The organism is Olivibacter sp. EAT-5, assembly GCF_044784325.1.
GTDB classification, from domain to species: Bacteria; Bacteroidota; Bacteroidia; order Sphingobacteriales; family Sphingobacteriaceae; genus Olivibacter; species Olivibacter oleidegradans.
In genome coordinates this window covers 1,763,006-1,788,580 of record NZ_CP173028.1, presented here as the reverse complement: position 1 = coordinate 1,788,580, position 25,575 = coordinate 1,763,006, and the positions used below count along the sequence as shown (strand labels likewise).

The 25,575-nt window shown below is 40.7% G+C and carries 27 protein-coding genes; 11 read left to right on the top strand and 16 right to left on the bottom strand.

Annotated elements, in window-relative coordinates; genetic code table 11:
* Positions 1-31 precede the first annotated feature (31 nt).
* The 6 genes from thiC to ACH11B_RS07225 are packed head-to-tail and all read left to right on the top strand — an operon-like array spanning position 32 to position 6,054.
* Positions 32-1,900, top strand: a complete 1,869-nt coding sequence (thiC, locus tag ACH11B_RS07250; protein ID WP_377613168.1) for a phosphomethylpyrimidine synthase ThiC — start codon at positions 32-34, stop codon at positions 1,898-1,900.
* A gap of 10 nt (positions 1,901-1,910) precedes the next feature.
* A complete protein-coding gene (locus ACH11B_RS07245) occupies positions 1,911-2,501 on the top strand; it encodes a thiamine phosphate synthase (RefSeq protein ID WP_041387157.1) in 591 nt (196 codons plus the stop codon).
* Positions 2,488-3,150 carry a thiamine phosphate synthase gene (locus ACH11B_RS07240; RefSeq protein ID WP_377613167.1) on the top strand — a complete coding sequence of 221 codons (663 nt, stop codon included), beginning with the start codon at positions 2,488-2,490 and terminating at the stop codon, positions 3,148-3,150. Before ACH11B_RS07245 ends, ACH11B_RS07240 begins: the two co-directional genes overlap by 14 nt.
* Positions 3,135-3,908: a thiazole synthase gene (locus ACH11B_RS07235; RefSeq protein ID WP_377613166.1), complete on the top strand. Its 774-nt coding sequence runs from the start codon at positions 3,135-3,137 to the stop codon at positions 3,906-3,908. Before ACH11B_RS07240 ends, ACH11B_RS07235 begins: the two co-directional genes overlap by 16 nt.
* Positions 3,908-5,020, top strand: coding sequence for a 2-iminoacetate synthase ThiH (gene thiH / locus ACH11B_RS07230; RefSeq protein ID WP_377613165.1), 1,113 nt, complete (start codon positions 3,908-3,910; stop codon positions 5,018-5,020). Before ACH11B_RS07235 ends, thiH begins: the two co-directional genes overlap by 1 nt.
* 17 nt (positions 5,021-5,037) lie before the next feature.
* Positions 5,038-6,054, top strand: coding sequence for a ThiF family adenylyltransferase (locus tag ACH11B_RS07225; RefSeq protein WP_377613164.1), 1,017 nt, complete (start codon positions 5,038-5,040; stop codon positions 6,052-6,054).
* On the opposite strand, the gene ACH11B_RS07220 is transcribed toward ACH11B_RS07225, so the two are convergent.
* The 8 genes from ACH11B_RS07220 to ACH11B_RS07185 all read right to left on the bottom strand — a co-directional run bounded on the left by ACH11B_RS07220 (position 6,051) and on the right by ACH11B_RS07185 (position 12,598).
* Positions 6,051-6,383 (bottom strand): nucleotide pyrophosphohydrolase, encoded by a 333-nt coding sequence (locus ACH11B_RS07220; protein ID WP_013664672.1) that lies wholly within the window; start codon positions 6,381-6,383, stop codon positions 6,051-6,053. The two genes, ACH11B_RS07225 and ACH11B_RS07220, sit on opposite strands and share 4 nt — an antisense overlap.
* Positions 6,384-6,406: 23 nt before the next feature.
* The gene (gene dtd / locus ACH11B_RS07215; RefSeq protein ID WP_013664671.1) at positions 6,407-6,865 is read right to left on the bottom strand and encodes a D-aminoacyl-tRNA deacylase; all 459 of its coding nucleotides are present in this window, start codon (positions 6,863-6,865) and stop codon (positions 6,407-6,409) included.
* The gene (gene pepT, locus ACH11B_RS07210) at positions 6,862-8,130 is read right to left on the bottom strand and encodes a peptidase T (RefSeq protein WP_377613163.1); all 1,269 of its coding nucleotides are present in this window, start codon (positions 8,128-8,130) and stop codon (positions 6,862-6,864) included. The genes dtd and pepT overlap by 4 nt, the downstream gene beginning before the upstream one ends.
* A 9-nt stretch (positions 8,131-8,139) precedes the next feature.
* On the bottom strand, positions 8,140-9,627 hold the full coding sequence (locus ACH11B_RS07205) for a tetratricopeptide repeat protein (RefSeq protein ID WP_377613162.1): 1,488 nt from the start codon (positions 9,625-9,627) through the stop codon (positions 8,140-8,142).
* A gap of 117 nt (positions 9,628-9,744) precedes the next feature.
* Positions 9,745-10,488, bottom strand: a complete 744-nt coding sequence (locus tag ACH11B_RS07200; protein ID WP_013664668.1) for a zinc ribbon domain-containing protein — start codon at positions 10,486-10,488, stop codon at positions 9,745-9,747.
* The gene (locus ACH11B_RS07195) at positions 10,488-11,585 is read right to left on the bottom strand and encodes a Nif3-like dinuclear metal center hexameric protein (RefSeq protein WP_377613161.1); all 1,098 of its coding nucleotides are present in this window, start codon (positions 11,583-11,585) and stop codon (positions 10,488-10,490) included. The genes ACH11B_RS07200 and ACH11B_RS07195 overlap by 1 nt, the downstream gene beginning before the upstream one ends.
* Before the next feature lie 3 nt (positions 11,586-11,588).
* Positions 11,589-12,068 (bottom strand): hypothetical protein, encoded by a 480-nt coding sequence (locus ACH11B_RS07190; protein WP_377613160.1) that lies wholly within the window; start codon positions 12,066-12,068, stop codon positions 11,589-11,591.
* Between the two features lie 122 nt (positions 12,069-12,190).
* On the bottom strand, positions 12,191-12,598 hold the full coding sequence (locus ACH11B_RS07185; RefSeq protein ID WP_377613159.1) for a DUF4199 domain-containing protein: 408 nt from the start codon (positions 12,596-12,598) through the stop codon (positions 12,191-12,193).
* A 150-nt stretch (positions 12,599-12,748) separates the two neighbouring features.
* Here ACH11B_RS07185 and ACH11B_RS07180 point away from each other — a divergent pair, with 150 nt between their 5' ends.
* On the top strand, positions 12,749-13,321 hold the full coding sequence (locus tag ACH11B_RS07180; RefSeq protein WP_149105156.1) for an RNA polymerase sigma factor: 573 nt from the start codon (positions 12,749-12,751) through the stop codon (positions 13,319-13,321).
* Complete coding sequence (locus ACH11B_RS07175) at positions 13,311-13,973, top strand: hypothetical protein (RefSeq protein WP_013664663.1); 663 nt, start codon at positions 13,311-13,313, stop codon at positions 13,971-13,973. Before ACH11B_RS07180 ends, ACH11B_RS07175 begins: the two co-directional genes overlap by 11 nt.
* 34 nt (positions 13,974-14,007) lie before the next feature.
* Here the strand turns inward: ACH11B_RS07175 and ACH11B_RS07170 are convergent, their stop codons facing one another.
* The 6 genes from ACH11B_RS07170 to ACH11B_RS07145 form a co-directional block, all read right to left on the bottom strand.
* The gene (locus ACH11B_RS07170) at positions 14,008-15,015 is read right to left on the bottom strand and encodes an inorganic phosphate transporter (RefSeq protein WP_013664662.1); all 1,008 of its coding nucleotides are present in this window, start codon (positions 15,013-15,015) and stop codon (positions 14,008-14,010) included.
* A 57-nt stretch (positions 15,016-15,072) separates the two neighbouring features.
* Positions 15,073-15,720, bottom strand: a complete 648-nt coding sequence (locus tag ACH11B_RS07165) for a DUF47 domain-containing protein (RefSeq protein WP_013664661.1) — start codon at positions 15,718-15,720, stop codon at positions 15,073-15,075.
* A gap of 115 nt (positions 15,721-15,835) precedes the next feature.
* On the bottom strand, positions 15,836-16,861 hold the full coding sequence (locus ACH11B_RS07160) for a cell wall metabolism sensor histidine kinase WalK (RefSeq protein ID WP_013664660.1): 1,026 nt from the start codon (positions 16,859-16,861) through the stop codon (positions 15,836-15,838).
* Between the two features lie 22 nt (positions 16,862-16,883).
* Positions 16,884-17,561: a phosphatidylserine decarboxylase family protein gene (locus tag ACH11B_RS07155; RefSeq protein WP_013664659.1), complete on the bottom strand. Its 678-nt coding sequence runs from the start codon at positions 17,559-17,561 to the stop codon at positions 16,884-16,886.
* A 164-nt stretch (positions 17,562-17,725) separates the two neighbouring features.
* On the bottom strand, positions 17,726-18,259 hold the full coding sequence (hpt, locus tag ACH11B_RS07150) for a hypoxanthine phosphoribosyltransferase (protein WP_013664658.1): 534 nt from the start codon (positions 18,257-18,259) through the stop codon (positions 17,726-17,728).
* The gene (locus ACH11B_RS07145; RefSeq protein WP_377613158.1) at positions 18,259-20,295 is read right to left on the bottom strand and encodes a transglycosylase domain-containing protein; all 2,037 of its coding nucleotides are present in this window, start codon (positions 20,293-20,295) and stop codon (positions 18,259-18,261) included. The genes hpt and ACH11B_RS07145 overlap by 1 nt, the downstream gene beginning before the upstream one ends.
* Positions 20,296-20,498: 203 nt before the next feature.
* Here ACH11B_RS07145 and ACH11B_RS07140 point away from each other — a divergent pair, with 203 nt between their 5' ends.
* The 3 genes from ACH11B_RS07140 to ACH11B_RS07130 all read left to right on the top strand — a co-directional run bounded on the left by ACH11B_RS07140 (position 20,499) and on the right by ACH11B_RS07130 (position 22,628).
* A complete protein-coding gene (locus ACH11B_RS07140) occupies positions 20,499-21,587 on the top strand; it encodes an Mrp/NBP35 family ATP-binding protein (RefSeq protein ID WP_377613157.1) in 1,089 nt (362 codons plus the stop codon).
* Positions 21,588-21,631: 44 nt separating this feature from the next.
* Positions 21,632-21,910, top strand: a complete 279-nt coding sequence (locus ACH11B_RS07135) for a NifU family protein (RefSeq protein ID WP_013664655.1) — start codon at positions 21,632-21,634, stop codon at positions 21,908-21,910.
* Positions 21,911-21,977: 67 nt separating this feature from the next.
* Complete coding sequence (locus ACH11B_RS07130; RefSeq protein WP_013664654.1) at positions 21,978-22,628, top strand: hypothetical protein; 651 nt, start codon at positions 21,978-21,980, stop codon at positions 22,626-22,628.
* 18 nt (positions 22,629-22,646) lie between these two features.
* Here ACH11B_RS07130 and ACH11B_RS07125 read toward each other — a convergent pair whose 3' ends face one another.
* Together ACH11B_RS07125 and ACH11B_RS07120 are read right to left on the bottom strand one after the other, a co-directional pair.
* Positions 22,647-23,219, bottom strand: a complete 573-nt coding sequence (locus ACH11B_RS07125) for a nitroreductase (RefSeq protein WP_130854594.1) — start codon at positions 23,217-23,219, stop codon at positions 22,647-22,649.
* Positions 23,220-23,319: 100 nt separating this feature from the next.
* Entirely contained in the window at positions 23,320-25,506 is a 2,187-nt protein-coding gene (locus ACH11B_RS07120) for a carboxy terminal-processing peptidase (RefSeq protein ID WP_049794960.1), read from the bottom strand.
* Positions 25,507-25,575 lie beyond the last annotated feature (69 nt).

Sequence of the window (25,575 nt, the reverse complement as noted above, 5' to 3'; positions counted from 1 at the left end):
ACAAGAAAAATTACCCATAAAATCTTTTCAAATGAAAACAGAAAAACTGCCTTCGGCGCAAACTATCAGCAGAACTCCTTTTCCAGGTTCCAGAAAAATCTATGTGCAAGGCGCTTTGCATAATGTTCAGGTGCCAATGCGCGAAATATCATTGAGCGCAACGACCGATCGTTTTCGGAATATAACAGAAGAAAACCGCCCTGTCACCGTTTACGATACAAGCGGGCCTTATACCGATCCGAATGTAGCTATTAATGTGCGACAAGGTTTACCGAAATTAAGGAATCCCTGGATTGAAGAGCGAGGTGACACCGTTCGACTGAACGACATTAGCTCGGCATATGGCAAATCCCGACTGAGTAACCCAGCGCTTGATTATTTACGTTTTGAGCATTCGACATCCCCCAGAAGGGCTAAGGATGGAGCGAATGTCTCTCAAATGCATTATGCCAAAAAAGGTATGATAACCCCTGAAATGGAATTTATAGCCGTACGTGAAAACATGCGCCTTGAAGAACTTTATGAGAAGGACAATAGTTTATGGCAACAGCACAAAGGGCAGAATTTTGGCGCACATATATACCAGGGATTTATAACACCGGAGTTTGTTCGGTCGGAGATCGCGCGCGGACGGGCGGTCTTACCAAACAATATTAATCATCCTGAAACCGAGCCCATGATTATTGGTCGGAATTTTTTGGTTAAGATCAATGCGAATATAGGCAACTCAGCCGTAACATCCAGCATCGAAGAAGAAGTAGAAAAAATGGTTTGGGCTATTCGATGGGGCGCTGATACGGTAATGGATTTATCAACCGGTAAGAATATACACGAGACCCGTGAATGGATTATTCGAAATTCGCCTGTGCCTATTGGAACGGTGCCTATTTACCAAGCGCTTGAAAAAGTAAATGGCAAGGCGGAGGAATTAACTTGGGAGCTTTTTAAAGACACTTTAATTGAACAGGCGGAACAAGGTGTTGACTACTTTACCATTCATGCGGGTGTGCGTCTTCCCTATGTACCTTTAACGGCCAAGCGGACAACAGGCATTGTTTCACGTGGAGGATCCATTATGGCTAAATGGTGTTTAGCCCACCATCAGGAAAATTTCCTTTACACGCATTTTGAAGAGATCTGCGAAATCATGAAAGCCTACGATGTTTGCTTCTCGCTGGGCGACGGTTTACGTCCTGGGTCTATAGCAGATGCCAATGATGCGGCACAATTTGCCGAATTGGAAACATTAGGAGAATTAACACAAATCGCATGGAAACATGACGTTCAAACCATGATCGAAGGCCCGGGCCATGTGCCCATGCACATGATTAAAGAAAATATGGATAAACAGTTAAGGGAATGCGGCGAGGCCCCTTTTTATACCCTTGGCCCGCTTACAACAGATATAGCACCCGGATACGACCATATTACATCAGGTATTGGAGCAGCTATGATCGGCTGGTTTGGCACTTCGATGCTCTGTTATGTAACCCCGAAAGAGCACTTAGGACTGCCTAATAAAAAGGACGTAAAAGACGGTGTTATCACCTACAAAATTGCTGCTCATGCCGCAGATCTTGCAAAAGGTCATCCCGGAGCACAGTATCGCGACAATGCCATGAGCAAGGCCCGTTTCGAATTTAGGTGGGAAGACCAATTCAATCTTGCGCTTGACCCGGATACTGCAAGGGAATATCATGATGAAACCTTGCCGGCAGAAGGTGCTAAAACAGCACATTTTTGCAGTATGTGCGGCCCAAATTTTTGCAGCATGAAAATCACACAAGATGTTAGGCAATTTGCTGCAGAACAGGGAATAAACCCGGAAGAGGCGCTTGATAAAGGGCTCCATGAAAAAGCAAAGGAGTTTCGCCAAAATAACTTTGAACTTTATTCTTGACACTTACAACATGAAGCTGGTTATTATAAGTCCCGAAACATTCATTAGGAACGAATCAAAAACTGTTAATCAACTGTTTGATCATGGGCTGGAAGTCTTCCACGTAAGGAAACCAAATGCGGATATTAAATCTATTCGAAAATTTATCCAATCCATTGATCCTTTCTTTCATCACAGGTTAATTGTTCATGGCGACTGTAATCTGCTTCAGGAATTTAATTTGGCAGGCATCCATTTGAAGGCAGGTGAATTTGAGGTTTTAAAGGAGCAGAGGGGGGTTATTTCCAGTTCGGCACATTCAATAGCGGAATTTATAGCAATGGACAGGCCTTGGACACAAATTTTTATCAGTCCTGTTTTTGATAGTATTTCAAAAACAGGATATCGTAAGGCCCCGCATTTGTTAGAAATGGGAAGCATAACAAGGCAAGGGCAGCTTATTGCTCTTGGCGGTATTTCGGATAGAAATATTGGTCTAATAAAAAGAAAAGGTTTCGACGGCGCAGGGTTATTAGGATATATATGGCTTACAACAAATCCCTTGTCAAATTACATCAATTTAAAGCATCTAGTAGAGGAACGAACTTATGAATCGAATTAAAAAACATATAGAGCGGCTACAATATATTACGCATGCAACAAAAGACAAGTCGATTATCGATCAAGTCCATATTGCGGTGGACGCCGGCATCAAATGGGTTCAATTTAGATTAAAAAATGCTGACGATGATACCTTTAAACAGCAGGCTATGGCTTGTTTGGAAATTGCTAAACGGCACCGTTGTACTTTTGTCATCAATGATCGCGTACATGTTGCAAAAGAAATCGATGCAGATGGTATTCATATCGGAAAAGAAGATATGTCGCCTCGCACGGCGAGGGAAATGCTCGGCCCCGATAAAATCATTGGGTGCACAGCAAATACCATTGATGATATTATACAGTTAAGCAACCTACCTATTGACTATATCGGCTTAGGTCCCTTTCGGTTTACTAAAACAAAGGAAAAACTAAGTCCGATTTTAGGTTTAGTCGGCTATGATGAAATCATAAAAAAGGCAGTGGCTCACAATTTATCCGTTCCTATTATTGCCATTGGTGGAATCCAGGTTGAGGATGTCGGCCATTTATTCCAAACAGGCGTACATGGTATAGCCGTCTCGGGAATTATCTCAAACAGTAATCACCCACGAAAAGACTGCCAAAATTTACTGAAACAAATAGAAGCACAATCATGTCCAACAGTTTAAAAATAGCAGATAAGATCTTCTCCTCCCGTTTGTTTACCGGTACGGGAAAATTTAGCTCGCTGTCGATGATGGAAGAGGCCCTGCTCGCATCAGGGTCTGAATTGGTGACAGTTGCACTGAAGCGTATCGATGTTACACCACAAGATCATTTACTCAAACATCTCGATCATCCACAAATTAGCTTGCTGCCCAATACCTCCGGGGCAAGAACGGCCAAAGAAGCTGTTTACGCAGCAGAGCTTGCTAGGGAAGCCTTGGAAACAAATTGGTTGAAGCTTGAGATCCACCCGGATCCGAAGTATCTCATGCCGGATCCGATAGAAACCCTACTTGCTGCGGAAGCATTGGTTAAAAAGGGATTTGTTGTATTGCCTTATTGCCATGCTGATCCTGTACTTTGTAAACGGCTGGAGGAAGCGGGCGTAGCTGCTGTTATGCCTTTGGGGGCACCTATCGGCAGTAATCAGGGCCTGCAGACACTTCCGATGTTGGAAATTATTATACAACAAGCGAATGTCCCCGTTATTATAGATGCAGGTATCGGTAAGCCAAGTCATGCAGCGCAAGCAATGGAAATAGGAGCAGACGCCGTCTTGGTAAATACGGCTATTGCGGTAGCTCCCGATCCAATCAACATCGCGATCGCCTTTAGAGAAGCCGTCCGGGCGGGTAGGATTGCTTACGAAGCTGGAATGGCTATTTCAGGACAAGAAGCACGTGCTTCCAGTCCGCTAACTTCCTTTTTAACGAATACATAATGTTCACAACTACTTTTGATCAGTTTGGCTGGGAAACAGAAAAGGCTTCTATCTACAATAAAACACAGATCGAAGCTGAAAAGGCACTGTTGGCAAAGCACCGTACCTACGAGGATTTTAAGGCATTAATTGCACCCGCAGCGCTCCCTTTATTAGAGCAAATGGCTCTATTAAGCCAAAGAGAAACGCAGCGACGTTTTGGCAAAACCATTCAGCTGTATGCACCTTTATATCTGTCGAATGAATGCCAGAATATCTGTACCTATTGCGGTTTTAGTTTGGACAACAAGATACCAAGAAAGACGCTTACGTCATTGGAGATCTTGCAGGAAATTGCTGTGTTAAAAAAAATGGGTTACCAGCATGTCCTATTGGTAACGGGTGAGGCGCAACAGCAAGTTGGAATGGATTATTTTAAGAAAGTTATTCCACTCATTAAACCACATTTCGCTCATATAGCCATGGAAGTGCAGCCACTGGAGGAGTGTGACTATCGAATATTACGTCAGCTCGGTGTTAACACCATTTTGGTTTATCAAGAAACGTATCATCAATCCGATTATAAAATACACCATACCAAGGGCAAAAAGTCAAACTTCAGATATCGCTTAGAAACACCCGATAGAATCGGACGCGCTGAAATCCACAAAATTGGCTTGGGGGTTTTATTAGGACTTGATGATTGGCGCACCGACAGTGCTTTTGCCGCCCTCCATTTGCAGTACTTGGAAAAGACGTATTGGAAAAGTAAATTTTCCATTTCTTTCCCCCGCCTTCGCCCGCACGCGGGTGGTTTGGAACCAAAAACGGTTATCAACGATGCGGAGCTTGTTCAACTGATTTGCGCGTGGCGCCTATTTAACCAAGATGTAGAGCTTTCCATGTCTACACGTGAAAGTCAGAACTTTCGGAATAACATTATCAAATTAGGTATTACATCGATGAGTGCCGGTTCTAAAACCAACCCCGGCGGTTATGCTGTTGAACCCCAAAGTTTGGAACAATTTGAGATTGATGATACGCGGACACCGGAGGAAATCATTGAGGTTATAAAACAAGCAGGATATGACCCTGTTTGGAAAGACTGGGATGCTATCTTACAACTGGATTGACATTTATTATTGGCTTCATGTTAACTGACAGAGAATATTACGACCGCCAAATAAAGTTGACGGGTTTTGGCGAGTCCGCTCAAAAAAAACTACAACAGGCAAGGGTGCTGGTTATAGGTGCCGGTGGACTTGGTTGCCCGACGTTACAATATCTCGCAACAGCAGGTGTGGGGCATATCGGGATTATTGACGGAGATCTTGTTGCTGTGCATAACCTACATCGACAGATTCTCTTTAGTCGAGAAGATATTGGCCATTCCAAAGCCTCTGTTGCTGTAAAGAAATTAAAGCAGCTACAACCAGCTATCCAACTCAAATCCCACCCCTTTAGCTTAAGTGCTGAAAATGCCTTGGACATCATATCACAATACGATCTAATTGTTGATGGCAGCGATAATTTTAATACACGTTATCTGGTAAATGACGCCTGTGTGATAAGCGGTAAAGCCTTCGTATCAGGTGCGGTAAATGATTACACAGGGCAACTGTCGGTTTTCAATTATAATGAGGGGCCAACTTATCGTTGCCTTTACCCTGATGCACCCGATCCTGATTACTGCCATAGCTGTTCGATCAATGGCATCCTCAATGTATTACCCGGCATTGTTGGTCTATTGATGGCAAATGAGGTTATAAAGGTCGTTACAACCTACGGAGATGTATTAAGTGGCAAATTGCTGACAATCGATATTCAAAAAAATCGCTATCAAACCATCTCTTTTGCTGTGGATCCGAACAATAAGAAAATAAACACCTTGAAACACCACAAACATGTAATGCGTGGCCATGAGGTGCTGACTTATCAACGATTAAATCCCAATACATTACTGGTTGACGTAAGAGAAGATTGGGAATTTGAAGAGAAAAATATTGGAGGTATCAATATTCCGCTCTATGAATTGCCTCATCGGATTTCCGAAATTAAAGGCAATCACCCGATTATTTTTTTGTGTCAATCGGGACTGAGAAGCAAGCAAGCCGCTGCCTTATTTAAAAATGAAAACCGACAAATTATGATCGCTAAGCTGGATTAGGGTCGATTCAGCTTTTCGTTATTCTTGTGTCTTTCGCTATCGCGAATAGACTTTTTATGAAGATTTTTTTCAAGTGCGTCGGTTAGATCAATTCCGGTTTGGTTTGCTAAGCAAATCAAGACAAAAAGCACGTCGGCCATTTCGTCCGCTAAATTTACTTCCTTGTCAGATTTTTTGAAGGACTGTTCACCATATTGTCTTGCCATGATGCGAGCAACTTCGCCCACTTCTTCCATTAACATGGCCGTATTGGTAAGCTCATTAAAATAACGGACACCGGTTGTTTGAATCCAATGATCAACTAATTCTTGCGCTTCCTTTATTGTCATAGTTCTTTATCTAGAAATGAAACTCAATAGTTTTCTTTATCCTTTGTGTTCATTATGATGGTTACGGGTCCATCGTTAAGTAAATCGACTTTCATATCAGCACCAAAAACACCTCTCGCAACAGCTTTACCCATTAACGTTTCCAACTCGTTAATCATTTTATCATAAATAGGCATTGCCTGTAACGGCTTTGCCGCTCGTATAAAAGAAGGCCTATTGCCTTTCTTGGTTTGTGCAAAAAGCGTAAATTGTGATATCAGTAGGATATCACCCTGCACGTCCATAAGCGATTTGTTCATCAACCCTTTGTCGTCGCCAAAAATTCGCATATTGACAATTTTTTGCGCAAGCCAGCGTACATCGTCCTCTCCGTCTTCTTCCTCAATTCCCAATAATATCAATAAGCCGTGTTTAATCTCTCCCGTAATTTTTTCAGATACCTTACAAGAAGCTCGGCTGACACGTTGTAGTACCGCTCTCAATTACGTTCCTCCTTTTTAGTCCATAAATGGGCGATGTGAATAAGCGTTAATGCCGCCTTCTGCATATCTTGTACGGAAACCCATTCTTGTTTTCCGTGGAAAGCGTGCTCTCCTGCAAAAATATTGGGACATGGGAGCCCCATAAAAGAAAGTCGCGATCCGTCCGTTCCGCCCCTTATACTTCTCCTGATGGGCTTTAAGCCTGCCAACCGGATGGCCTGAAGCCCGATATTGATAATTGCAGGATATTTATCCAACACTTGCTTCATGTTGCGATATTGTTCATGAATGATCAATTGGTAAGAACACCCCGTATATTGTGCTACGACCTGCTTAGCAATGCTATCCAGTATTTGCTCATGAGCAAGAAGTTGTTCATCCCTGAAATCTCGAATTATAAAATCAATTTTCGCCTGCTCAACGGTACCCGATATGGAGACGGGGTGAATAAATCCTTCTTTGTCGCTTGTCGTTTCGGGAGAAAGCCTGTCTTTAGGTAATGCACTTACAACTTCAGCGGCAATCTTTATAGCACTTTGCATTTTTCCTTTTGCAAAACCGGGATGGGCACTGATTCCGTTAATGGTAAGTGATGCCCCGTCGGCCGAGAAAGTTTCGTCTTCAATTGAACCAGCGGTTTCTCCATCAACAGTATAACCAAAATCAGCGCCAAGTTTCTCCATATCTACTTTGTCTACACCTCTGCCAATTTCTTCGTCCGGTGTAAAAAGGATTCGTATTTTACCGTGTTTTATTTCCGGATGCTTTAACAATAAGGCTACCGCATCCATAATAGCAGCAAGCCCCGCTTTATTGTCAGCTCCTAACAAAGTTGTTCCACTGGCGGTGATGATGTCATTGCCAATCTGCATTTGTAGATCCGGATGGTTTTTCTTCGTAAGCACCTGCGAAGGATCATCCGGTAACACAATGGGATCGCCCTGATAATTTTTATGGATGATTGGCCTTACATCCGTGCCACTACAATCAGGAGAGGTGTCCATATGCGAACAGAAACAAATGACAGGTATAGCGGGGTCATCAATATTGGCATCCACCGTAGCATATACATACCCAAATTCATCCAAATGCGCATCATGTACGCCTAACGCTTTCAGTTCTTCCACCAGCAACCGCCCTAAATTCTTCTGCTTTTCAGTAGATGGTTGGCTTATGGAGTGTGGATCACTTTGCGTATCTATTTTCACGTAGCGCAAAAAACGTTCGGTAACGCTATACTCCTCGGGCTTTATCAAAATACTCATTTGGTAAAATTAATACTTTCCTGCTATTCTTTTTAAAGCCTCTTTAGCTTTATTCTCTATGCTACTTTCGTAATCGTGGTTTTTCATATTGATTGCTTTACTGTAGCTATCTGCCGCCATTTTATACCGCTTTTTTTCCACATAAATATCTCCGAGGAAGAGTGCTGCATTAGCCGCATAATAGTATTTGCTGTCTTTACCGAAGGCGATTGTGTATTGATAAAACTTGATCGCTCCATTAATCCCGCCGGTTTCATGAAATACGCGAGCAAAACGATAACAATATTCAATTTTATCTCGTTTTTGCTTATAGTTATTGGCATTTTCTTTTTCTAAAACGTCCTTTGCTCTTTCATAATAGCCCCCGTCAAATAGAAATCTAGCCTTTAATAAACTTTCATTGGGTACTCCCTCATTTGCTTCATTGAGGGCTTGCTTGTCTTTTTCGTCATAAGTGGTCCCGTTAAGCTGTATTTTTGAGAGATAAGCCTTATAATTCAAACTATCGCCCTTCAGCAGAGAAATATAGGCCAAATGAAGATAAGTGTCTTTTATATAGCTTCCTCCTGCACTTTCCTCTAGGAAGCGTTGAAAATCTACCTTTGCTGAAAAATCCAGTTTATGAAGCTTGGCCATTCCCAGTAAATAGTCGAGATAGGGATAATTAACGTAATCGGCACTTTTGGGCTTTGCGATTAAATACGCTATTGCTTCATCGTTATGACCGGTTTTAAAAGCCGTAAATGCGCGGATGTAAAGTTTCAGTAAACTATCATCTTGCATTTTGCCGGTCAAAAAATAAATTTTTTCAAACGCTTGCTTCTTCTTGGTGATGTTAACCCAAACCTGCATCAGATAAAAAACAGATTCGTCATAAAAAATTTCATAAGCTGACCCTGGCAAACTATTCACAAGCTCTTCCAGCATCTTCTCGCCTCTTTGGGTGCTACCGTGTACGCCCAACGTACCCAGCGCCTTCTGCGCGCCCGTGGGTAAGGAGCCGATTACGGCATTTACCATGCCTAAACCTTTTTTGTTAGGAAGAAATTCCGGAAATTTCTCCATGTTTTCATGGAGCATATTATAGGCTTTTTTAATCTCTAGCGCACTGGCCACATACTCTTGGTACTTACCTCGAAGAAGGGCCCATTGCAGGTTTATTTCGGCTTGTGCAAAAAGATAGTAAGGAGAGTTCTTATCTCCTCCACCGAGTTGAGACAAACGGCTTGATTTGTTCTTTTTTAACTTATCGAATGCCGACTTGTCATCGCATGAAAGTATGTAGAAATAGTCAACATAATTCTCCAATAAGGGAATGAAGTTGTTCTCTGGGTTCACCAGTCTCTCTTTTTCGAGATATTGTTTCGCCAAATCCAACCTTAAATTTAAAATTTCTACATAGGCTTGTTTACAATTAGCCGAGAAGTCAAAAGCAGCATAGGTTCTAGGAAATAAACTAAAGGAAAGGGTGAGGAGTAATACTAATTTGCGCGCCATGTGCATTTGATTAACGAATATGATTCCTCTTTATTAGCAGTAACAATGCCAAAATACACCGTCAATAAAAAAGCTCAGGACATATGACCTGAGCTTAACAATATGTTATAATAAATTTTAGGCTTCCAATGTGTTCTCTACAAAAGCCTCATCCACCAAAATACGGCCACAGTGTTCACACACAATAATTTTTTTACGTTGACGGATATCTAACTGTCTCTGCGGTGGGATTTGATTATGACATCCTGAACACGAATCTCTGTCGATTGTTACGACAGCCAAACCGTTCTTTGCATTATTACGCAATCTGGTGTAGGCAATGAGTAAACGTTCTTCGATGTTTGATTCCGCTTCTTCTGCTTTTCGTAATAACTCGTCTTCGTCTTTTTGCGTTTCAGAAGTTATTGTATCCAATTCCTCTTGTTTAACGGCTAAATCTTTCTTACGTTCTTCTAAATCGCCCTGCGTTTTTTCGTAGATCTCCGTTTTGTTACGAATCTCAAATTCATGCTCACGGATTTTCTTCTCGCAAACCTGAATTTCTAATCCTTGAATCTCAATTTCTTTGGTAATCGCGTCGTACTCCCTATTATTCTTTACCTCATTTAATTGGGATTCATATTTCTTGATAGCAGCCTGCGCTTCCTTAATCATGTTTTTACGATTAACGATAGCGTCTTCTAAGTCATCAAGCTCTGAACGGATCTTTTCCATACGAGTTTCTAGACCAGCTACTTCGTCTTCAAGATCAGCCACCTCGATAGGCAATTCTCCTCGAACCTGACGGATCTTATCAATTTTGGTATGAATTGTCTGCAAATCCCAAAGGGCCTGCAACTTTTGCTCTACGGTTTGTTCCATTAAATATAATAATTTATGGGGTTTGTATTTACTCCGGTTAAACGGACTGCAAAGTTAGGAAATTTTTTTTGAATTATTTCCAACAATAATTCCTGTGTAAACTGCTCACTTTCAAAATGTCCGACATCGGCAATAACAATTTTTTTCTCCGCATCAAAAAACTCATGATACTTATAGTCAGCCGTCACAAACACATCAGCCCCTTGCCGAATAGCTTGAGGTAGTAAAAAGCCGCCCGAACCTCCGCAAACAGCGACGCGTTGCACACGCTTACCCCTTAAACGGGTATGCCTTATTACACTCGCCCCCAAACATTGCTTAAGAAGTTCAAGAAACTGGCGCTCTTCTAAAGGCTCCGGTAGGCTCCCTATCATGCCGCTACCTACTTGGTGATGTTTATTTTGAAGTTTATAAATATCGTAGGCAACCTCCTCGTAGGGATGCGTTTCATACATAGCGATCAAAATTTGCCTTTCCCGATGTTGCGGATAGATAACTTCTATTCGTTCTTCGACTTCGTAATGTCGTTCTCCGATCGAACCAACATAGGGATTTGTCTCCGCCCCCGCTTTAAAGGTTCCGGTTCCTGATGCATTAAAGCTACATTCACTGTAATTTCCGATATGACCCGCACCCGCTTTAAACAATGCTGACCGGAGCTGCTCTGCTTGCGTCTTCGGAACAAAGACAACCAGTTTATTCAATAGTTCCTCTTTAGGCGAAAGGATGGATAGCTGTTGAAGACTTAGCTTTTCCGCGATCTTCTTATTGACTCCTCCATAAATATTATCCAAATTGGTATGAATGGCATAAAGAGCAATATCATGCTTAATAGCCTTCATTACAACACGTTCAACGTAGCTATGTCCATTAAAGCGCTTTAAACCTTTGAATACAATGGGATGATGAGAGATAATTAACTGACATCCCAAGTCAATCGCTTCGTCTACGACCTCTTCTGTACAATCGAGTGATATAATAGCCCGATCAATATTCTGATCAGGGTTTCCCACGATCAATCCTGAATTATCGTAAGACTCTTGATAAGAAAGAGGGGCAATCTGTTCTAAATAATCTATTAATGCAGCTAAAATCATGATTTAGTTTTCTTCCTCCTGATGCTCTTGTTGTTCGCTAAGGAATATATTATGGTCTTTTAACAATTCCCTAAACTTGTTCATTTTAACCCAATAGGCAAAGAAATAGAAAAAATAGACCAAATTCACTCCCATTAGGATATTCACGGGGAGTGGAAGCATGGTAATGATATACAAAATAGCAACGGTAATACCGGTTGATCGTCCGGGAAATTCCTCCTCAGCAATCTTACGATCATAAAATTCATTCGTTAAAGAATCCGACATACGTCTTGCCAATTCAAAGCTCCAATAAATGTTAAAAATCGGAATTAACACTAAAAACGCTTCGCCCGGTTTCATGAATCTATTTTCCGGTGCGATCAATTTCAACGTAGCCCTAAACGTATTTGCATACAAAACTTTGATAAATAAAAAGAGAGCAGCCAAAGCTCCTGCGGCAATTAACGTTTCCCGGTCAATATTATTTATATCCAATTCCATTGGTACGAAAGTACATCAAAAACTTAGATAACTGAATTTTATGTGCAATTTACAAAACCCATACGTTACCTAAGCAGCCAACTTCCGATCCATCTTGCGCAAAACATAAAGAATATTGGTAATTAAAGGTTCTTAGGCTTATTCATGAACCAAAGGCTCACTGCCAAATTCAGCAAAATCCCGACCAATAAAGCCCCCCCAAATCGCCCCATGTATTCTTCCATATAAGGCTGCCTTTCGTACTGTAATAATATCGCCGTAGCCAAGCCTGCAAGTACTCCGCCTACCAGTAAAATCATAAAACCTTGAACAAATGCCCGAAAAAACGAAATCTGATAATTAGGCAGCGTATTTTTATAATGAGCGATTCCAAAATAGAGCCCTAAAAATGGGATAAAAACAGAAAGATATTCCATCCATGAAATTCCTAAGAATCCTGCTGAAGACCCTCCGCCGGTTTTCTGAATAACGAAAATCCATATTCCGCTTAGAATGCCGATGAGAACACCGTATGGCCATGCTTGTTTCATAATCAGTGCTTTTAAATTGTTTCTGTATAACAAGATTAATATATTATTGTTTAGTTACTCCCGGTCGCGGCTCGGGTTCCCGATATCGAACGACCGTTGCGAATGTTGTTTTATATAGTTATTTTAGTTTACCGGTAAAAACGCATTACATTGGCATTTCAAAAAAGAGTAGAAAAACATAATGAAGCTGATTTATTGAGTCGATATAAATCTACGGGAGAATTACACATATTGGGCGTGTTATACGAACCATATATGCCGCTCGTTTATGGTGTATGTTTAAAATACTTAAAGGATGAGGCTCGCAGCGAGGATGCTGTTATGCAGATATTTGAACAGCTTATACAGAAACTACGCATCCATACTGTTAATAATTTTAAAAGCTGGCTATATTCATTTGCTAGAAATTACTGCCTAATGGAATTGCGTGCAGCCAATAAAGAGACTACCATCTCCATAGAAGAAAATTCTTTTATGGAAAATGAGCTCGTTGAGCATCAATTCTTAGGAGAAGATATGCTTGAAAGCAAACTCACGCAGATGGAGAAATGCTTAGAGCAATTAAATATGGAACAGCGAGAATGTGTTCGGTTATTTTACTTGGATCAGAAATGCTACAAAGAGATATCAGACCTCACCGGCTACGATTTGAGTAAGGTTAAAAGCTATATACAAAATGGCAAACGGAACTTAAAAATATGTATGGAAAAAAATGACAAGTAACATAACGAATATTATACGAATTCAGCAATACCTTAAAGGAGAACTATCTCCTGAGGAAATGAACAAATTGGAACGGGAAGCATTGGATGATCCTTTTCTGAATGATGCATTGGAAGGTTATCTACAAAAGGGTGTAAACACACAACACTTAACTTTACTTCAACAACGCTTACAGAATAGAATAACGGAGCAGCCACAAGAAAGAAACCGCATGCTTTTTACTTCGCAAAGGCTCGGCATAGCAGCTGTTGCTTGTTTGTTGTTTGTTTTGGCTTGTGTCTTGCTTTGGATGGTTAACGCCCGAAATACAGCAAATAAGACGAACCGAGAGGTAACGGTAGAACTGAACACAGGTGACCCTATTCCTTCCGGCAACGGATTATCAATTGCAAGAAAGTTAACAGCATCCTCGGCATCGCCGGCAGCCGGATGGGATCACTTTAATGATTACATCGCGCAAAAAGCGAAGTCCAATATGGCTAAAGGAGTCATTGTTCTTCGGTTTCAAGTAAACCAACAGGGACGGCCATTCAACATACAGGTAATAAAAGGCACCGAATATAGTCAGCTAAACGAAATCAAACAGCTATTGAAAGGTGGACCGGCTTGGGAAGCGAATAAATCGGGGGAAGTTGAGTTTGTTTTTGAATAGATGTAATTCTATTCAAAAACAAACCTGAAGCTCTTTATAAAATATAATGCATAATGCCATAAGTGATGCCCGCCAAGATTGCGGATACAGGAATGGTTAGTACCCATGCCCATAGCAAACTGATTGTTACGCCCCAACGGACAGCCGACACACGCTTAACCAAACCAACACCTATAATGGAACCTGTAATCGTGTGGGTTGTAGAAACCGGGATTCCGAAGTGCTCGGTAATTCCTAGGGTCAAGGCTCCCGCTGTTTCGGCACCAACTCCCTCTAAAGCTGTCACTTTCGTGATTTTTGTTCCCATTGTTTTTACAATTTTCCATCCACCGCTCATGGTTCCTAATGCGATCGCACTATAACAGGTTAAAGGGATCCATTCCGGCATATGATCGGCATTTGGTAAATACCCGCCTGCTACCATGGCAACTACAATAATTCCCATAACCTTTTGCGCATCGTTTCCTCCGTGAGCAAAGCTCAAAGCGGCCGACGAAACTAACTGCAATCGCTTAAACCATTTTTCTGCAACCGCCGGGCGAGACCGTTTTGCCAAGTGCAAAATTATCAGCGTTATAACAATTGATATCAGCATACCAATTACAGGGGCCAACACAATGAAAGAAATTATCTTTAGGGTAGGTCCTAAGTTGATGGCACCCATAATGGAATCACCCAGAAATAGCGCATGGGCCATGCCCGCACCTGCAAACCCACCGATTAGCGTATGTGAGGAGCTGGAAGGAATTCCGTAATACCAGGTAAATAAGTTCCAGCTGATGGCAGCAATCAATCCGGCTAGGATAACTTCTAACGTAATATAATTTTCAACTACTGTCTTCGCTATCGTATTGGCAACTTTGTGATCTGTAAAATAGAAATAAGCCGCAAAATTAAATGCTGCTGCCCAAAGCACAGCCTGAAAAGGTGTCAGCACTTTAGTTGATACAATGGTGGCAATGGAATTAGCTGCATCATGGAAACCGTTTATATAATCAAAAGCAACGGCTAGCACAATAACAACGACCAGTATGGTTAACATAGATTTTAAATTTTAATTAGTGAAGGGCTTAAATGTAAAAATAGCACGCGCAAGATGCTACGCATTTTTCACTAAAATACTTTCTAACACATTCGCCACATCTTCACACATATCGGTTGCGGTTTCCAATGTAGCAAGCACCTCTTTATACTTTATAAGAGATATCGCATCTTTTTCGTATAAGAACAGGTCGCCTATCGCTTTATTATAAACGTAGTCGGCTTTGTTTTCCACACTATTTACACGAACGCAAGCATCTGCGATGCTTCGCACATTTTTCAAATTTCTTAACTCATGCATACCCTTGGAAAGCGCAGTAACCGCTTCCACAATCAGCCCCGCTAATTCGCGGATTGGATCTGTAATGGTATCGACATGATACAGCTCCATCCGATTTGCAGAATCAAAAATATAGTCAGCGATATCATCCAAAGCACTTGCAAGTGTATGAATATCCTCACGATCAAAGGGAGTAATAAAGTTCTTTCCTAACTCCAGATGTATTTGATGGGTGATTTCATCCCCCTTGTGCTCCAAATCTTTAACCTTTTTATAAAGCGTTTTTCTTTGTTCTAGATCATCTGTATTAACTGCCTCGTGAAGTGCTTGGGCGATGTCTATCAGGTTAGTACTTGCCTGTTCAAAAAGAGGGAAAAACTTTTTGTCTTTTGGAACGAAGTATTGGAATATACTGTTTAGCGACATTTTGTTTTTTATATATTATGTTGCAAAGGTATATCCTTTATGTTAAGTTAATGTTAAGTTTGTGCTAACTCTATCCAAATGAACATTTGTGTAACAAGGAAAACGGTTCATGTATTTAAGCCTTTGCTAAAGTAAACCCAAAGGTTGAACCCAATCCTTCAGTACTTCTTACGGAAATTGTTTGTTGATGCGCTTCCAGTATATGTTTCACGATGGCCAATCCCAATCCTGATCCACCAATTTGCCGTGAACGACTTCGATCGGTTCGGAAAAACCGTTCAAATAAGCGGGGCAAGTACTTCTCCTCAATGCCGATGCCATCGTCCGTTACCTCGATGAGCACTTGGTCATGCAACTCGTAGGTTTTAATATAGGTGTGCCCCTTTTCTTTGCCGTACTTAATAGAATTGCTAATTAGGTTGACCAAAACTTGTCGAATTTTTTCTCGATCGGCGTTTACAAAAATTGGATAACTATATTTCTGCTTAAAGATTAGTTCTATATCATGCTTTTCTGCTTTTAGTTCTAAGGATTCCATTACTTCCTTAACGAGCAGGGAAAGATCAAATCGTTGGTAATTTATTTTAATTTCACCGCTTTCCAATTTAGCTATTTCATCCAAGTCTTTGATGAGATAACTTAGCCGATCAATGTTGTTGGAGGCTTTTTGCAAAAAGACTTCTGCTCTTTCAGGATCTTCATACATAAGTCCATCTTGAACGGCTTCTAAATATCCCTGAATAGCAAAAAGAGGTGTTTTAAATTCATGCGATATATTTGAAAGGAACTCCCTTCTAAATTGTTCCTGGTTTTTCAATGCATCTATCTCAATTTTCTTTTCCCTCGCCCAGGCTCTTACTTCTTCATGCACATCGTTGATAGGATCGTCACCCAATTGCTCGCCCAAAGCTTCCTTTAAATCTTTACCCAATTTAAGGTTATGGATCATTTTGTAAATGAGCGTAATCTTTCGATAAATATAGCGTTCAATGAGGTAGTAAAAAACAAAAAAGCTGCAAATGAACGCAATAACAAACGTTATTAGGAAGTAATACCAACTATGCTGAAAGTAGAAGTTTACCGAACTTAATGATAAAGCAACAATTAATGCATTTATTGAGACCAGCAACTTAAATTGCATAACCGGTTTAGTTTAAAACTTTTTAATTAATAGGCTGCTCTTCATCAAATTCACCCAAGATGGTGATGCCGCCCTTCACTTTATCGCCCAGCTTTACATTCACCTTTGTTCCTATAGGCAAGAAGACATCTACACGAGAGCCAAATTTAATGAAGCCAAATTCTTCTCCTTGCTTGACTTCTTTGCCTTCGTTAACATACCATACGATTCGCCTCGCTAGTGCTCCGGCGATCTGCCTAAACAAAACCTCTACGCCAAATGAGCTTTCTACAACGATTGTCGTTCGCTCGTTAAGTGTTGAAGATTTTGGATTCCAGGCCATCAAGTATTTCCCGGGATGATATTTAAAAAATTTGACGATACCGGTAATGGGGCTCCGATTACTGTGTACATTAATCGGCGACATGAAAATGGATACTTGTAATCGTCTGTCTTTAAAATATTCTGTTTCTTCTGTTTCTTCAATAACCACCACCTTCCCATCTGCCGGGCATAATATCTTTTGTTCACTTGGACTGATTTTACGGATTGGGTTCCTGAAAAACTGTATAACCGTCACAAGAAGTACAAACGAAAGTATATATACGATCCACGTCAATATACTATTGTCTGAGTAAAAAAAATGCACCAACGCATTTATTACAAAAACAAATAATATTGAAAGCGCTAATGTCGTATAACCTTCTTTATGGAATTTCATTAGAATAATTTATTATTGTGTGTGCCCTGTAAGGTCATTATTTCGATACAAACTTAGCATATTTTTTCCTCAGAATAAATTATTAATAATCTTGCATGCCCATATCGCTGTGTCATATCAAGTTTGTTCATTGCATCATGCGCAGGTACAGATAATAGGATGGATTATATCGCACGATATATGTCCTTTAAATTACGGCCGATGCCGTTATAGTCAAGACCATACCCCACAACAAATTGATTCTCTATTTCAAAACCAACATAGGCAATTTCTTCAAAATCATGTTCAAGCGCATCCGGTTTTAACAGCAGGGTGCAAACAGCAATAGAAGCCGGTTCTTCTTCCGCGATTAACGCAATCACTTTCTTCAGCGTATTGCCGGTATCTACAATATCCTCCACAATTACAACCTCTCTTCCCTTGAGCGGATGACTGAGGCCAATTAGGTTTTTCACTTCTTCTTCCCGTTGATCCCCTCGATAGGAGGCCATTTTCACAAAACATACCTCTGAAGCAATATGTACTTCTTTCATCAGATCGGCCATGAACATAAAACAGCCATTTAGCACACCCACGAACACCGGTATTCTATTTTCATAGGCTACATTTAGCTGTATCCCTATGAGCCGTAATCGCTTTTTTACCTGCTCATGCTCGATCATTAGCTCAAAATCTTTCTGATCTATTTGTATTTTCATCAATCCTGCTGCTCGTCTTTTTTATCTTTTCCAAAAAGCCTTTCAAAAAAACTTTTTGCTTCTTTAAGCTCTTCCTCCAAAATGTCCGGTTTAACCGTATCCACTTGAAGCGTATCGGGCCTTGCGGGCCGGAGTGCCTCCCTAAGCGTTACGTTATAAAACCCGTAACTGCTACTATCGCGCGGAACGAGGCCTCGCCGCGCCATAATACCGCCTATTAGCCTAAAATATCCTCCTAGGTAGGGCTTTAAATGGCCATCATACTGGAATGGATAAAGGCCTGTCTTTGGTTTCGGTATGATACTGGCCAGATAAATGCTTTCTCCTACATTCAACTGGGAAGGGTGCTTTCCAAAATAAAATCGCGATGCTTCTCCGATTCCATATACGTTTCTACCCCACTCAATAATGTTAAGATAAACCTCAAACATTCGATTTTTACTGACTATCTGATTATTTTCAATCAGCCAAACCATCAATATCTCTTCTATTTTTCGCACCAATGTCTTTTCTCTTCCAAGAAAAACGTTTTTTACTAATTGCATGGAAATCGTGCTACCCCCTCGTTTAAAAGCTTTGGCTTTTAAGTTGGCTGTAATAGACATTTTAAATGCATCAATCACAAAGCCTTTATGACTAAAAAAAGAAGGATCTTCGGTGGTCAACACCGCATTCCTGAGATTGGGTGATATTTCATTAAGTGGCGTGAAGTTGGGATTATTGGGCGACACATCAATACTACGCATCGCCTTTCCGTCTTCATAAGGTATGTAAGTAAATGGCGTATTAATCTTTGCTAAATTCGTTTTACCCCATGAATTTATGCGAAACCCTTTTTTATCCATTCCCGCAGCGAGACGTACACTGTCAGGATTATCTAAATCTACAAATAAATCTAAGTGGTACTTCAATTTTCCCGAAACCCTAATGCCTTCCAAATTATCAAACATTCCATGAGGAAATGAGTCAAACATATCCTGCGCATCAATTTCCGGCATATCTACACCCAATTCCACCGTACGATGTGGTTTAAAGGTTATCTTTCCAAAAGGATGGGCAGACAATTTTTTTATTTTCACTTCCGAACTCCTGTCCAAACCGATATAGTTTTCGCCCACCAAGACCTTTGCGTCGATATGCCCCTGTGGAATGACGATTTCCTGTTCAGCTATTCTCCAGTGTTGAACAACAAGATTTTTGGCCGCCCACCCTCCTGATATTTGTAGTTCTCCGCCATTCATCGTCACCTTTCGCAAATCCGTTTCCAATGTATCAAACTTTAAGGTAAGTCCATACTTCTTTTTTATAACCGGTAATTCAACTGCTTTGCCCTCGGCATAAACTTTAAAATACAATTGCTTTTTAGACGGACGTACGCGCCCTAAAACATGCCACACCGCTTCATTCCCATTAATTTTTACAGTAGAAGACAAATCACCGTCATCAATGATGGCGTTTGGTACCGTTATAATTTGCTTAGCACTATCGTCCACATAACTTGCCTCGAAATTGGCAAGCTTCATGTTTTCGGGAATTTTATAAAGCACGCTGTTGATTAGCTTATCGGCCAATTCGGCTAAATTCATTTTGGTGCCCCGTTTCGTAGTGTCTGCCTTTTTCTGCTTAAACAAGAAATCATAATTACTTAGGCTATCTTTTTTTACAAAAGATAAGGAAGCATCGTGTAGATTCAGCGCAGAGACTTTTACATCTCCTGATAAAAGTGGCCAAAGTTTCACGGTGACATCTAAATAATCAACGCCCAATAGCTGTTCCCGTTGGTTTGGTACCACGCGAAAGCCTTCGAATGTCACGGTACTAAAGCCAGAAAAATACGCTTTATCTATCTTTACATAGAGGTCATAATCCGTTTGAGCTTGCTTTTTTATTTGCTGCAGCGCTTGCTGCAACAAGCTTTCCCTTTTATTATAGATGACGCCGAGCGCGATCGCTAACACCACCAAAATCGTCCCCAGAACGATTAGCGCAATTTTAATGTGCTTCGGATGAATTTTTTTTAAATATTCTTTTATCATAACGGGTGGACGCACTATTATTCGTCAAAAGTAACACTATTCTCTCATTATTAATGGTTCATTCACATCAAAGATAGGGGGATTACTATCGACGCAATGTATACTGTACGTTTGTTTATAAAATGTAGAAATACCGCAAACCCGGGTAAAGACCGAATTATCTACCCTATATTTCGTATTTTTGTACAAAATATGGAGTTCAAATGATAACTAAAGAACAGATATTACATGCTTTAAGTTTTGTTGAAGACCCTGATTTCAAAAAAGATCTTGTTACCTTAAACATGATCAAAGATATTGAAATCACACCACATAAAATCAGCTTCAGTGTTGTGCTTACAACGCCTGCTTGTCCTATGAAAGATCATATTGAACATGCTTGCCGTAATGCGATCGCGCACTTTGTCGACAAAGAGATTGAAGTTTCCATTAACATGACATCTCAGGTAAAATCGGCTCCCAATCAACAACTGGATAATATTAAAAATATTATCGTTGTGGCTTCAGGAAAAGGAGGAGTAGGGAAGTCAACCGTTGCAGCTAATTTAGCGTTAGCACTTCATCTTAAAGGAGCAAAAACCGGCTTATTAGATGCCGATATTTATGGTCCATCCATCCCTATGATGTTTGGTGTAGAAGGCGCACGTCCCAAGGCTTCTAAGACAACCGATGGAAAAACGAAAATAGAACCGATTGAAAAGTTCGGGATTAAACTATTATCTATCGGTTTTTTTACGGATCCGAATCAGCCTATTCCCTGGCGAGGGCCAATGGTAAGTGCTGCTATCAAGCAGTTGTTTAACGATGCTGATTGGGGCGAATTAGATTATTTAGTGGTTGACTTGCCTCCGGGTACCGGCGATGTACACATCACAGTAGCTCAAAACTATCCCGTTGCAGGAGCCGTTATTGTAACGACGCCTCAAAATGTTGCCTTGGCCGATGCGACAAAGGGTATTGGCATGTTTATGATGAATACGATTAATATCCCTCTACTAGGGGTTGTTGAAAACATGGCCTATTTTACCCCCGCGGAACTACCTGACAATAAGTACTATATTTTCGGAAAGGATGGCGGCAAACGACTGGCTGAAAAGTTTGATGCTCCTTTTTTGGGCGAACTTCCTTTGGTCAAAAGCATTAGTGATGCCGGTGATAATGGCTATCCCATTGTAACTGATGAGGACGAGCTTATTTCCAAAAACTTTATATCAATTGCCGAAAAAGTGGCGCAACAACTGTCCTTACAACATAATTTAAAGGAAGTACAAAAGCCGAATTTTACACAGTAAATAATTTTTAGTATCTTTACATCTATTTTAAAACCACAAAGGTTATGAGCTTACAGGAGAGAGTAGAAGAAGCACTAAACACCCTAAGGCCTTATCTCGAGGCGGATGGTGGTAATGTAACCATAGAAGAAATTACGTCAGAGAATGTCGTTCGCTTGCGCCTGCTAGGATCGTGTGCGTCTTGTTCAATGAGTATTATGACTTTTAAAGCGGGTCTGGAACAGGCCATTCAAAAAGCTGTTCCCGAAATTACCGCAGTAGAAGCAATTAACATTACCGATCCAAATGACCCGAATGCTACCATGCCCCAGCGTGTTAACTAATTGACGCAAATCCTTTTAACATTATTTAACAGGAGCTTTTGCTGAGTTTTGGTAGTTTTATTGCATTATGAAAAAAATCGTTTTTGTAACCTGCTTGCTTATTTTAAGTGTGTCTACCTTGGCATTTGCCCAACAACATACCGAAAAGAAGCTGGTACAGTTTAGCGGAGTTATACATAATGCGGATTCAAATATCGCTGTGCCCTATGTAACATTGACAAATCTCTCTTATCAAAAGCAGCTGTTTAACGCAAATCATCAGGGTTTCTTTTCTTTTGTAGCCCATGAAGGGGACACGATAAAACTCAGCGCTGTAGGATATCGTTCCGAGCAATTAGTGATTCCTAAAACCACCACTAACAAAGTGACGGTCAATTTAACAATGAAGGCGCAAATCATCGATTTGCCCGTCGTCACCGTTTATCCATGGGCCAGTATAGATGAATTTAACTACGCATTCATGAATTTGCAGATCGCCGATGACGATTATCTAATCGCTCAAAGAAACCTTTCTTATGAGTCATTGGTAGCGATGTCTAAGGTAGTTCCAAGAAACGCAACCGAAATACAAAATTTAGACGCGACCAGCAGGCATATCGGTTTAACCAATAAGACTGTCAATCAACGCAATTCCAACGCATTGTTTAGTCCCTTAGCCTGGGCAAATTTTATCAACCAAATTACGCAAGGAAATAAGAGTCGAGCGAGCGATAATTAGCTGTACTCCCTTACATAATTAACTTTTTATCCATCGAATTTTTTCTTCGACAGGTTTTCGTTGGCCTTCTGCTTCTTTTTCATGATGATATCCTAGATAAAAAAGTCCCAAACATTCCTCATTTTGACTGAGTTGCAGAAAATCGCTCATCCCACTCAAGGTACCCGGCGTACTCCAGTATCCACCTATGCCTTTCGCTTTTGCTGCAAGCCAAAGATTTTGCGTCGCACACCCGACAGCCGCTATTTCCTCCCAACGCGGAACGATTCCACTATAAGCTATGTTAATTGCAATTACCGCCGCAGATTTTAGAATTTTTTCCTTGATATTATCAAACTTCTTTATCAAAAACTGCTCTTCTTTCGTTTGCACTCGATATAATTCGGCCATCTTATCAGCAAGCGCTTGGAGCCCTTGCCCTTTAAATACCGTAAAAAACCACGGTTGGGTGAGCTTATGACTTGGTGCATAATTAGCATATGTCAGAAGTTCCTTTATAATTTCATCAGGAATATCTTGATCGATATAACTTACAGGAAAAACACTTCGTCTATATTTTATATTATCCAGAATTATCTTTTCAGTAGACATATGTTTGTCGTAATTAAATGAACGGTTGCTACATGCTATAAAAAGCCATAGCCACTTGCAGTGGCTATGGCTATGAGTCCGATGTGTTCGAACCAAAAAACTACTTTGCCGAAGCAGCCACTTGATTATGAACAGCAGGTTTCAATTCTATGAAATCGGCCATGATGTCTAAACTTTCATCTTCGATGAAATCGTTATCCATCCGTGGAAGCGCTTGTCCTTTTGCTATGGCCGGTAAGCCTTTTAGTTGCCGGCGAGCGTTTACACGATCTCTATTTTTTGCATCTTGATCTTCTCTTTCCTTCTTTAACTTCGTTTCCTGCAAGGATACAGAAGTCTCTCCTTCACGCTTATTGAACGCTTCGATATCGTCTAAAAGATATTTATATTCTGTAGACGTCTTCATCCGTTCGTTATGCTTCTTTATCAGGGCGGGTTTGATCGCACTTAAATCGGCATAAGGGTTATAAGAAGAAGATTTAATTTGGTCCCAGGGAAGAGCTGCTTTTTCTGAACTTTCTCCAAATTTATCTGCTGCATAAATCATAGGAAATTCTATATCAGGCGTGACTCCCTTATGTTGAGTGCTGCTTCCATTTATTCGATAAAATTTGAATGTTGTAAAATTTATTTGTCCGAATTTCGGGGCACCTTGAGGCATGCTTTCATCAACATTGGAAGCTTCATTCGTTTTATCTCTGGCACTCAATAACAACCTATCGGCACGGCTAATAAATTGATCCATGGCTACCGCACTTTGCACAGTCCCTTTTCCGTAAGACTGGGTCCCAATAATAATTCCACGTCCATAATCCTGGATTGCGGCAGCAAAAATTTCAGAGGCTGAAGCGCTGAATCGGTCGATTAAAACGCCTAGCGGCCCTTCCCAGCTTATGCTTTCATCCTCGTCGTTGTTAATTTCCACGCGATTGTTCGGGTCTCGAACTTGCACAACCGGCCCTGATTTAATAAAAAGTCCGGTCAATTCTACGGCTTCAATTAAAGACCCTCCACCATTCGCCCTCAGATCCATTAAAACCGCATCGACCTTTTCTTGTTTTAAGGTATCTAATATCCGCCGTACATCTCTTGTTGTACTCTTATAATCAGGATTTCCAGCTTGCATTTCTTTAAAATTCAAGTAGAATCCCGGAACTTTTATGACTCCTATTTTATACGTTTTTCCATCAGCGCCCTTAACCTCTTTCACTTCTTTCTTTGCTGATTGCTCTTCATCTACAATCTTATCTCTCACTAAGGATATTATTTTTGGAGCAGAAGTAAGTTCTTGGCCGGCGGGAATTACTTTCAATCGAACCGTTGTTCCTTTAGGCCCCTTTATTTTAGAGACTACATTACCAAGCCGCCAACCAACTACGTCTACAAATTCACCGTCACCTTGGGCCACAGCAATAATCCGATCATCTTGCTTTAGGGTTTTATCGCGAAAGGCAGGGCCGCCAGGCACTATACGCATTACCTTTACGACTTCATTATCCATCATTAACTGCGCGCCTATTCCTTCAAACGAACGGGCCATACTCTCGTTAAAGCGCTGCGCATCTTCCGGAGTGAAGTAATTGGTATGAGGGTCAATAGCGCCCGTAAAAGCATTCATCATAATTTGAAACGCATCATAATTATTAGACGTGTTTTCCTGTGAAAGCAAATTTTGGTACCGTTCTTTTAGCGTTTTTTTATTTTTTGTCTCCTCGCCTTCTTTTCCGGTACTACTCAATTTCAGATTTAAAAGATCGTATTTTATTCTTTTCCGCCAGCTCTCCTGAGCCTCGGCCTCGGTTTTGAACCAAGCAAGTTTCTCTCGATCGTAAACGAAAGACTCCTCTTTAGTAAAATCATATTTCTTGTCTATCTGGGAAATGGCGTATTTTAATTGCTCATTAAAGCGCTTTCTGTAAACATTGTAAACATGAAACATGGCACTTAGATCACCATTCTTTAAATCATTTAACAAGACTTTACGATAAGGTTCAAAACTGTCAATATCCGATTGGAGAAAATAATTTTTCCCTTGATCCAGATTTTTCAAATACAGATCAAAAACGACGGATGACAGAGAGTCATCAAAAGGAACTTTTTTGTAATGCGCCTTTTCAAGCAGGGCGACTAAATCTTTGGTTATAATTTCTTGTTTGGCATTGGGCCGCAGAGCTCCTGAACCTTCATCCAATTTAACGCGCGGGTTAGCACTACAAGCAACTGCTGCAGCAATAAACAACGCCAAAAACAATTTTTTCAACATCTCTTGGAACGATTTAATATCCATTATTTATACGTAATACTCTCTTGGACAACGCTGTCCTCAAGGCTTTAAAATTATCAAAAAAAGAACCAA

Coding starts and splice junctions, on each gene's coding strand:
- thiC (WP_377613168.1), top strand. CDS start 32: ATGAAAACAGAAAAACTGCCTTCGGCGCAAACTATCAGCAGAACTCCT.
- ACH11B_RS07245 (WP_041387157.1), top strand. CDS start 1,911: ATGAAGCTGGTTATTATAAGTCCCGAAACATTCATTAGGAACGAATCA.
- ACH11B_RS07240 (WP_377613167.1), top strand. CDS start 2,488: ATGAATCGAATTAAAAAACATATAGAGCGGCTACAATATATTACGCAT.
- ACH11B_RS07235 (WP_377613166.1), top strand. CDS start 3,135: ATGTCCAACAGTTTAAAAATAGCAGATAAGATCTTCTCCTCCCGTTTG.
- thiH (WP_377613165.1), top strand. CDS start 3,908: ATGTTCACAACTACTTTTGATCAGTTTGGCTGGGAAACAGAAAAGGCT.
- ACH11B_RS07225 (WP_377613164.1), top strand. CDS start 5,038: ATGTTAACTGACAGAGAATATTACGACCGCCAAATAAAGTTGACGGGT.
- ACH11B_RS07220 (WP_013664672.1), bottom strand. CDS start 6,383: ATGACAATAAAGGAAGCGCAAGAATTAGTTGATCATTGGATTCAAACA.
- pepT (WP_377613163.1), bottom strand. CDS start 8,130: ATGAGTATTTTGATAAAGCCCGAGGAGTATAGCGTTACCGAACGTTTT.
- ACH11B_RS07205 (WP_377613162.1), bottom strand. CDS start 9,627: ATGGCGCGCAAATTAGTATTACTCCTCACCCTTTCCTTTAGTTTATTT.
- ACH11B_RS07200 (WP_013664668.1), bottom strand. CDS start 10,488: ATGGAACAAACCGTAGAGCAAAAGTTGCAGGCCCTTTGGGATTTGCAG.
- ACH11B_RS07195 (WP_377613161.1), bottom strand. CDS start 11,585: ATGATTTTAGCTGCATTAATAGATTATTTAGAACAGATTGCCCCTCTT.
- ACH11B_RS07190 (WP_377613160.1), bottom strand. CDS start 12,068: ATGGAATTGGATATAAATAATATTGACCGGGAAACGTTAATTGCCGCA.
- ACH11B_RS07185 (WP_377613159.1), bottom strand. CDS start 12,598: ATGAAACAAGCATGGCCATACGGTGTTCTCATCGGCATTCTAAGCGGA.
- ACH11B_RS07175 (WP_013664663.1), top strand. CDS start 13,311: ATGACAAGTAACATAACGAATATTATACGAATTCAGCAATACCTTAAA.
- ACH11B_RS07170 (WP_013664662.1), bottom strand. CDS start 15,015: ATGTTAACCATACTGGTCGTTGTTATTGTGCTAGCCGTTGCTTTTGAT.
- ACH11B_RS07165 (WP_013664661.1), bottom strand. CDS start 15,720: ATGTCGCTAAACAGTATATTCCAATACTTCGTTCCAAAAGACAAAAAG.
- ACH11B_RS07160 (WP_013664660.1), bottom strand. CDS start 16,861: ATGCAATTTAAGTTGCTGGTCTCAATAAATGCATTAATTGTTGCTTTA.
- ACH11B_RS07155 (WP_013664659.1), bottom strand. CDS start 17,561: ATGAAATTCCATAAAGAAGGTTATACGACATTAGCGCTTTCAATATTA.
- hpt (WP_013664658.1), bottom strand. CDS start 18,259: ATGAAAATACAAATAGATCAGAAAGATTTTGAGCTAATGATCGAGCAT.
- ACH11B_RS07145 (WP_377613158.1), bottom strand. CDS start 20,295: ATGATAAAAGAATATTTAAAAAAAATTCATCCGAAGCACATTAAAATT.
- ACH11B_RS07140 (WP_377613157.1), top strand. CDS start 20,499: ATGATAACTAAAGAACAGATATTACATGCTTTAAGTTTTGTTGAAGAC.
- ACH11B_RS07135 (WP_013664655.1), top strand. CDS start 21,632: ATGAGCTTACAGGAGAGAGTAGAAGAAGCACTAAACACCCTAAGGCCT.
- ACH11B_RS07130 (WP_013664654.1), top strand. CDS start 21,978: ATGAAAAAAATCGTTTTTGTAACCTGCTTGCTTATTTTAAGTGTGTCT.
- ACH11B_RS07125 (WP_130854594.1), bottom strand. CDS start 23,219: ATGTCTACTGAAAAGATAATTCTGGATAATATAAAATATAGACGAAGT.
- ACH11B_RS07120 (WP_049794960.1), bottom strand. CDS start 25,506: ATGGATATTAAATCGTTCCAAGAGATGTTGAAAAAATTGTTTTTGGCG.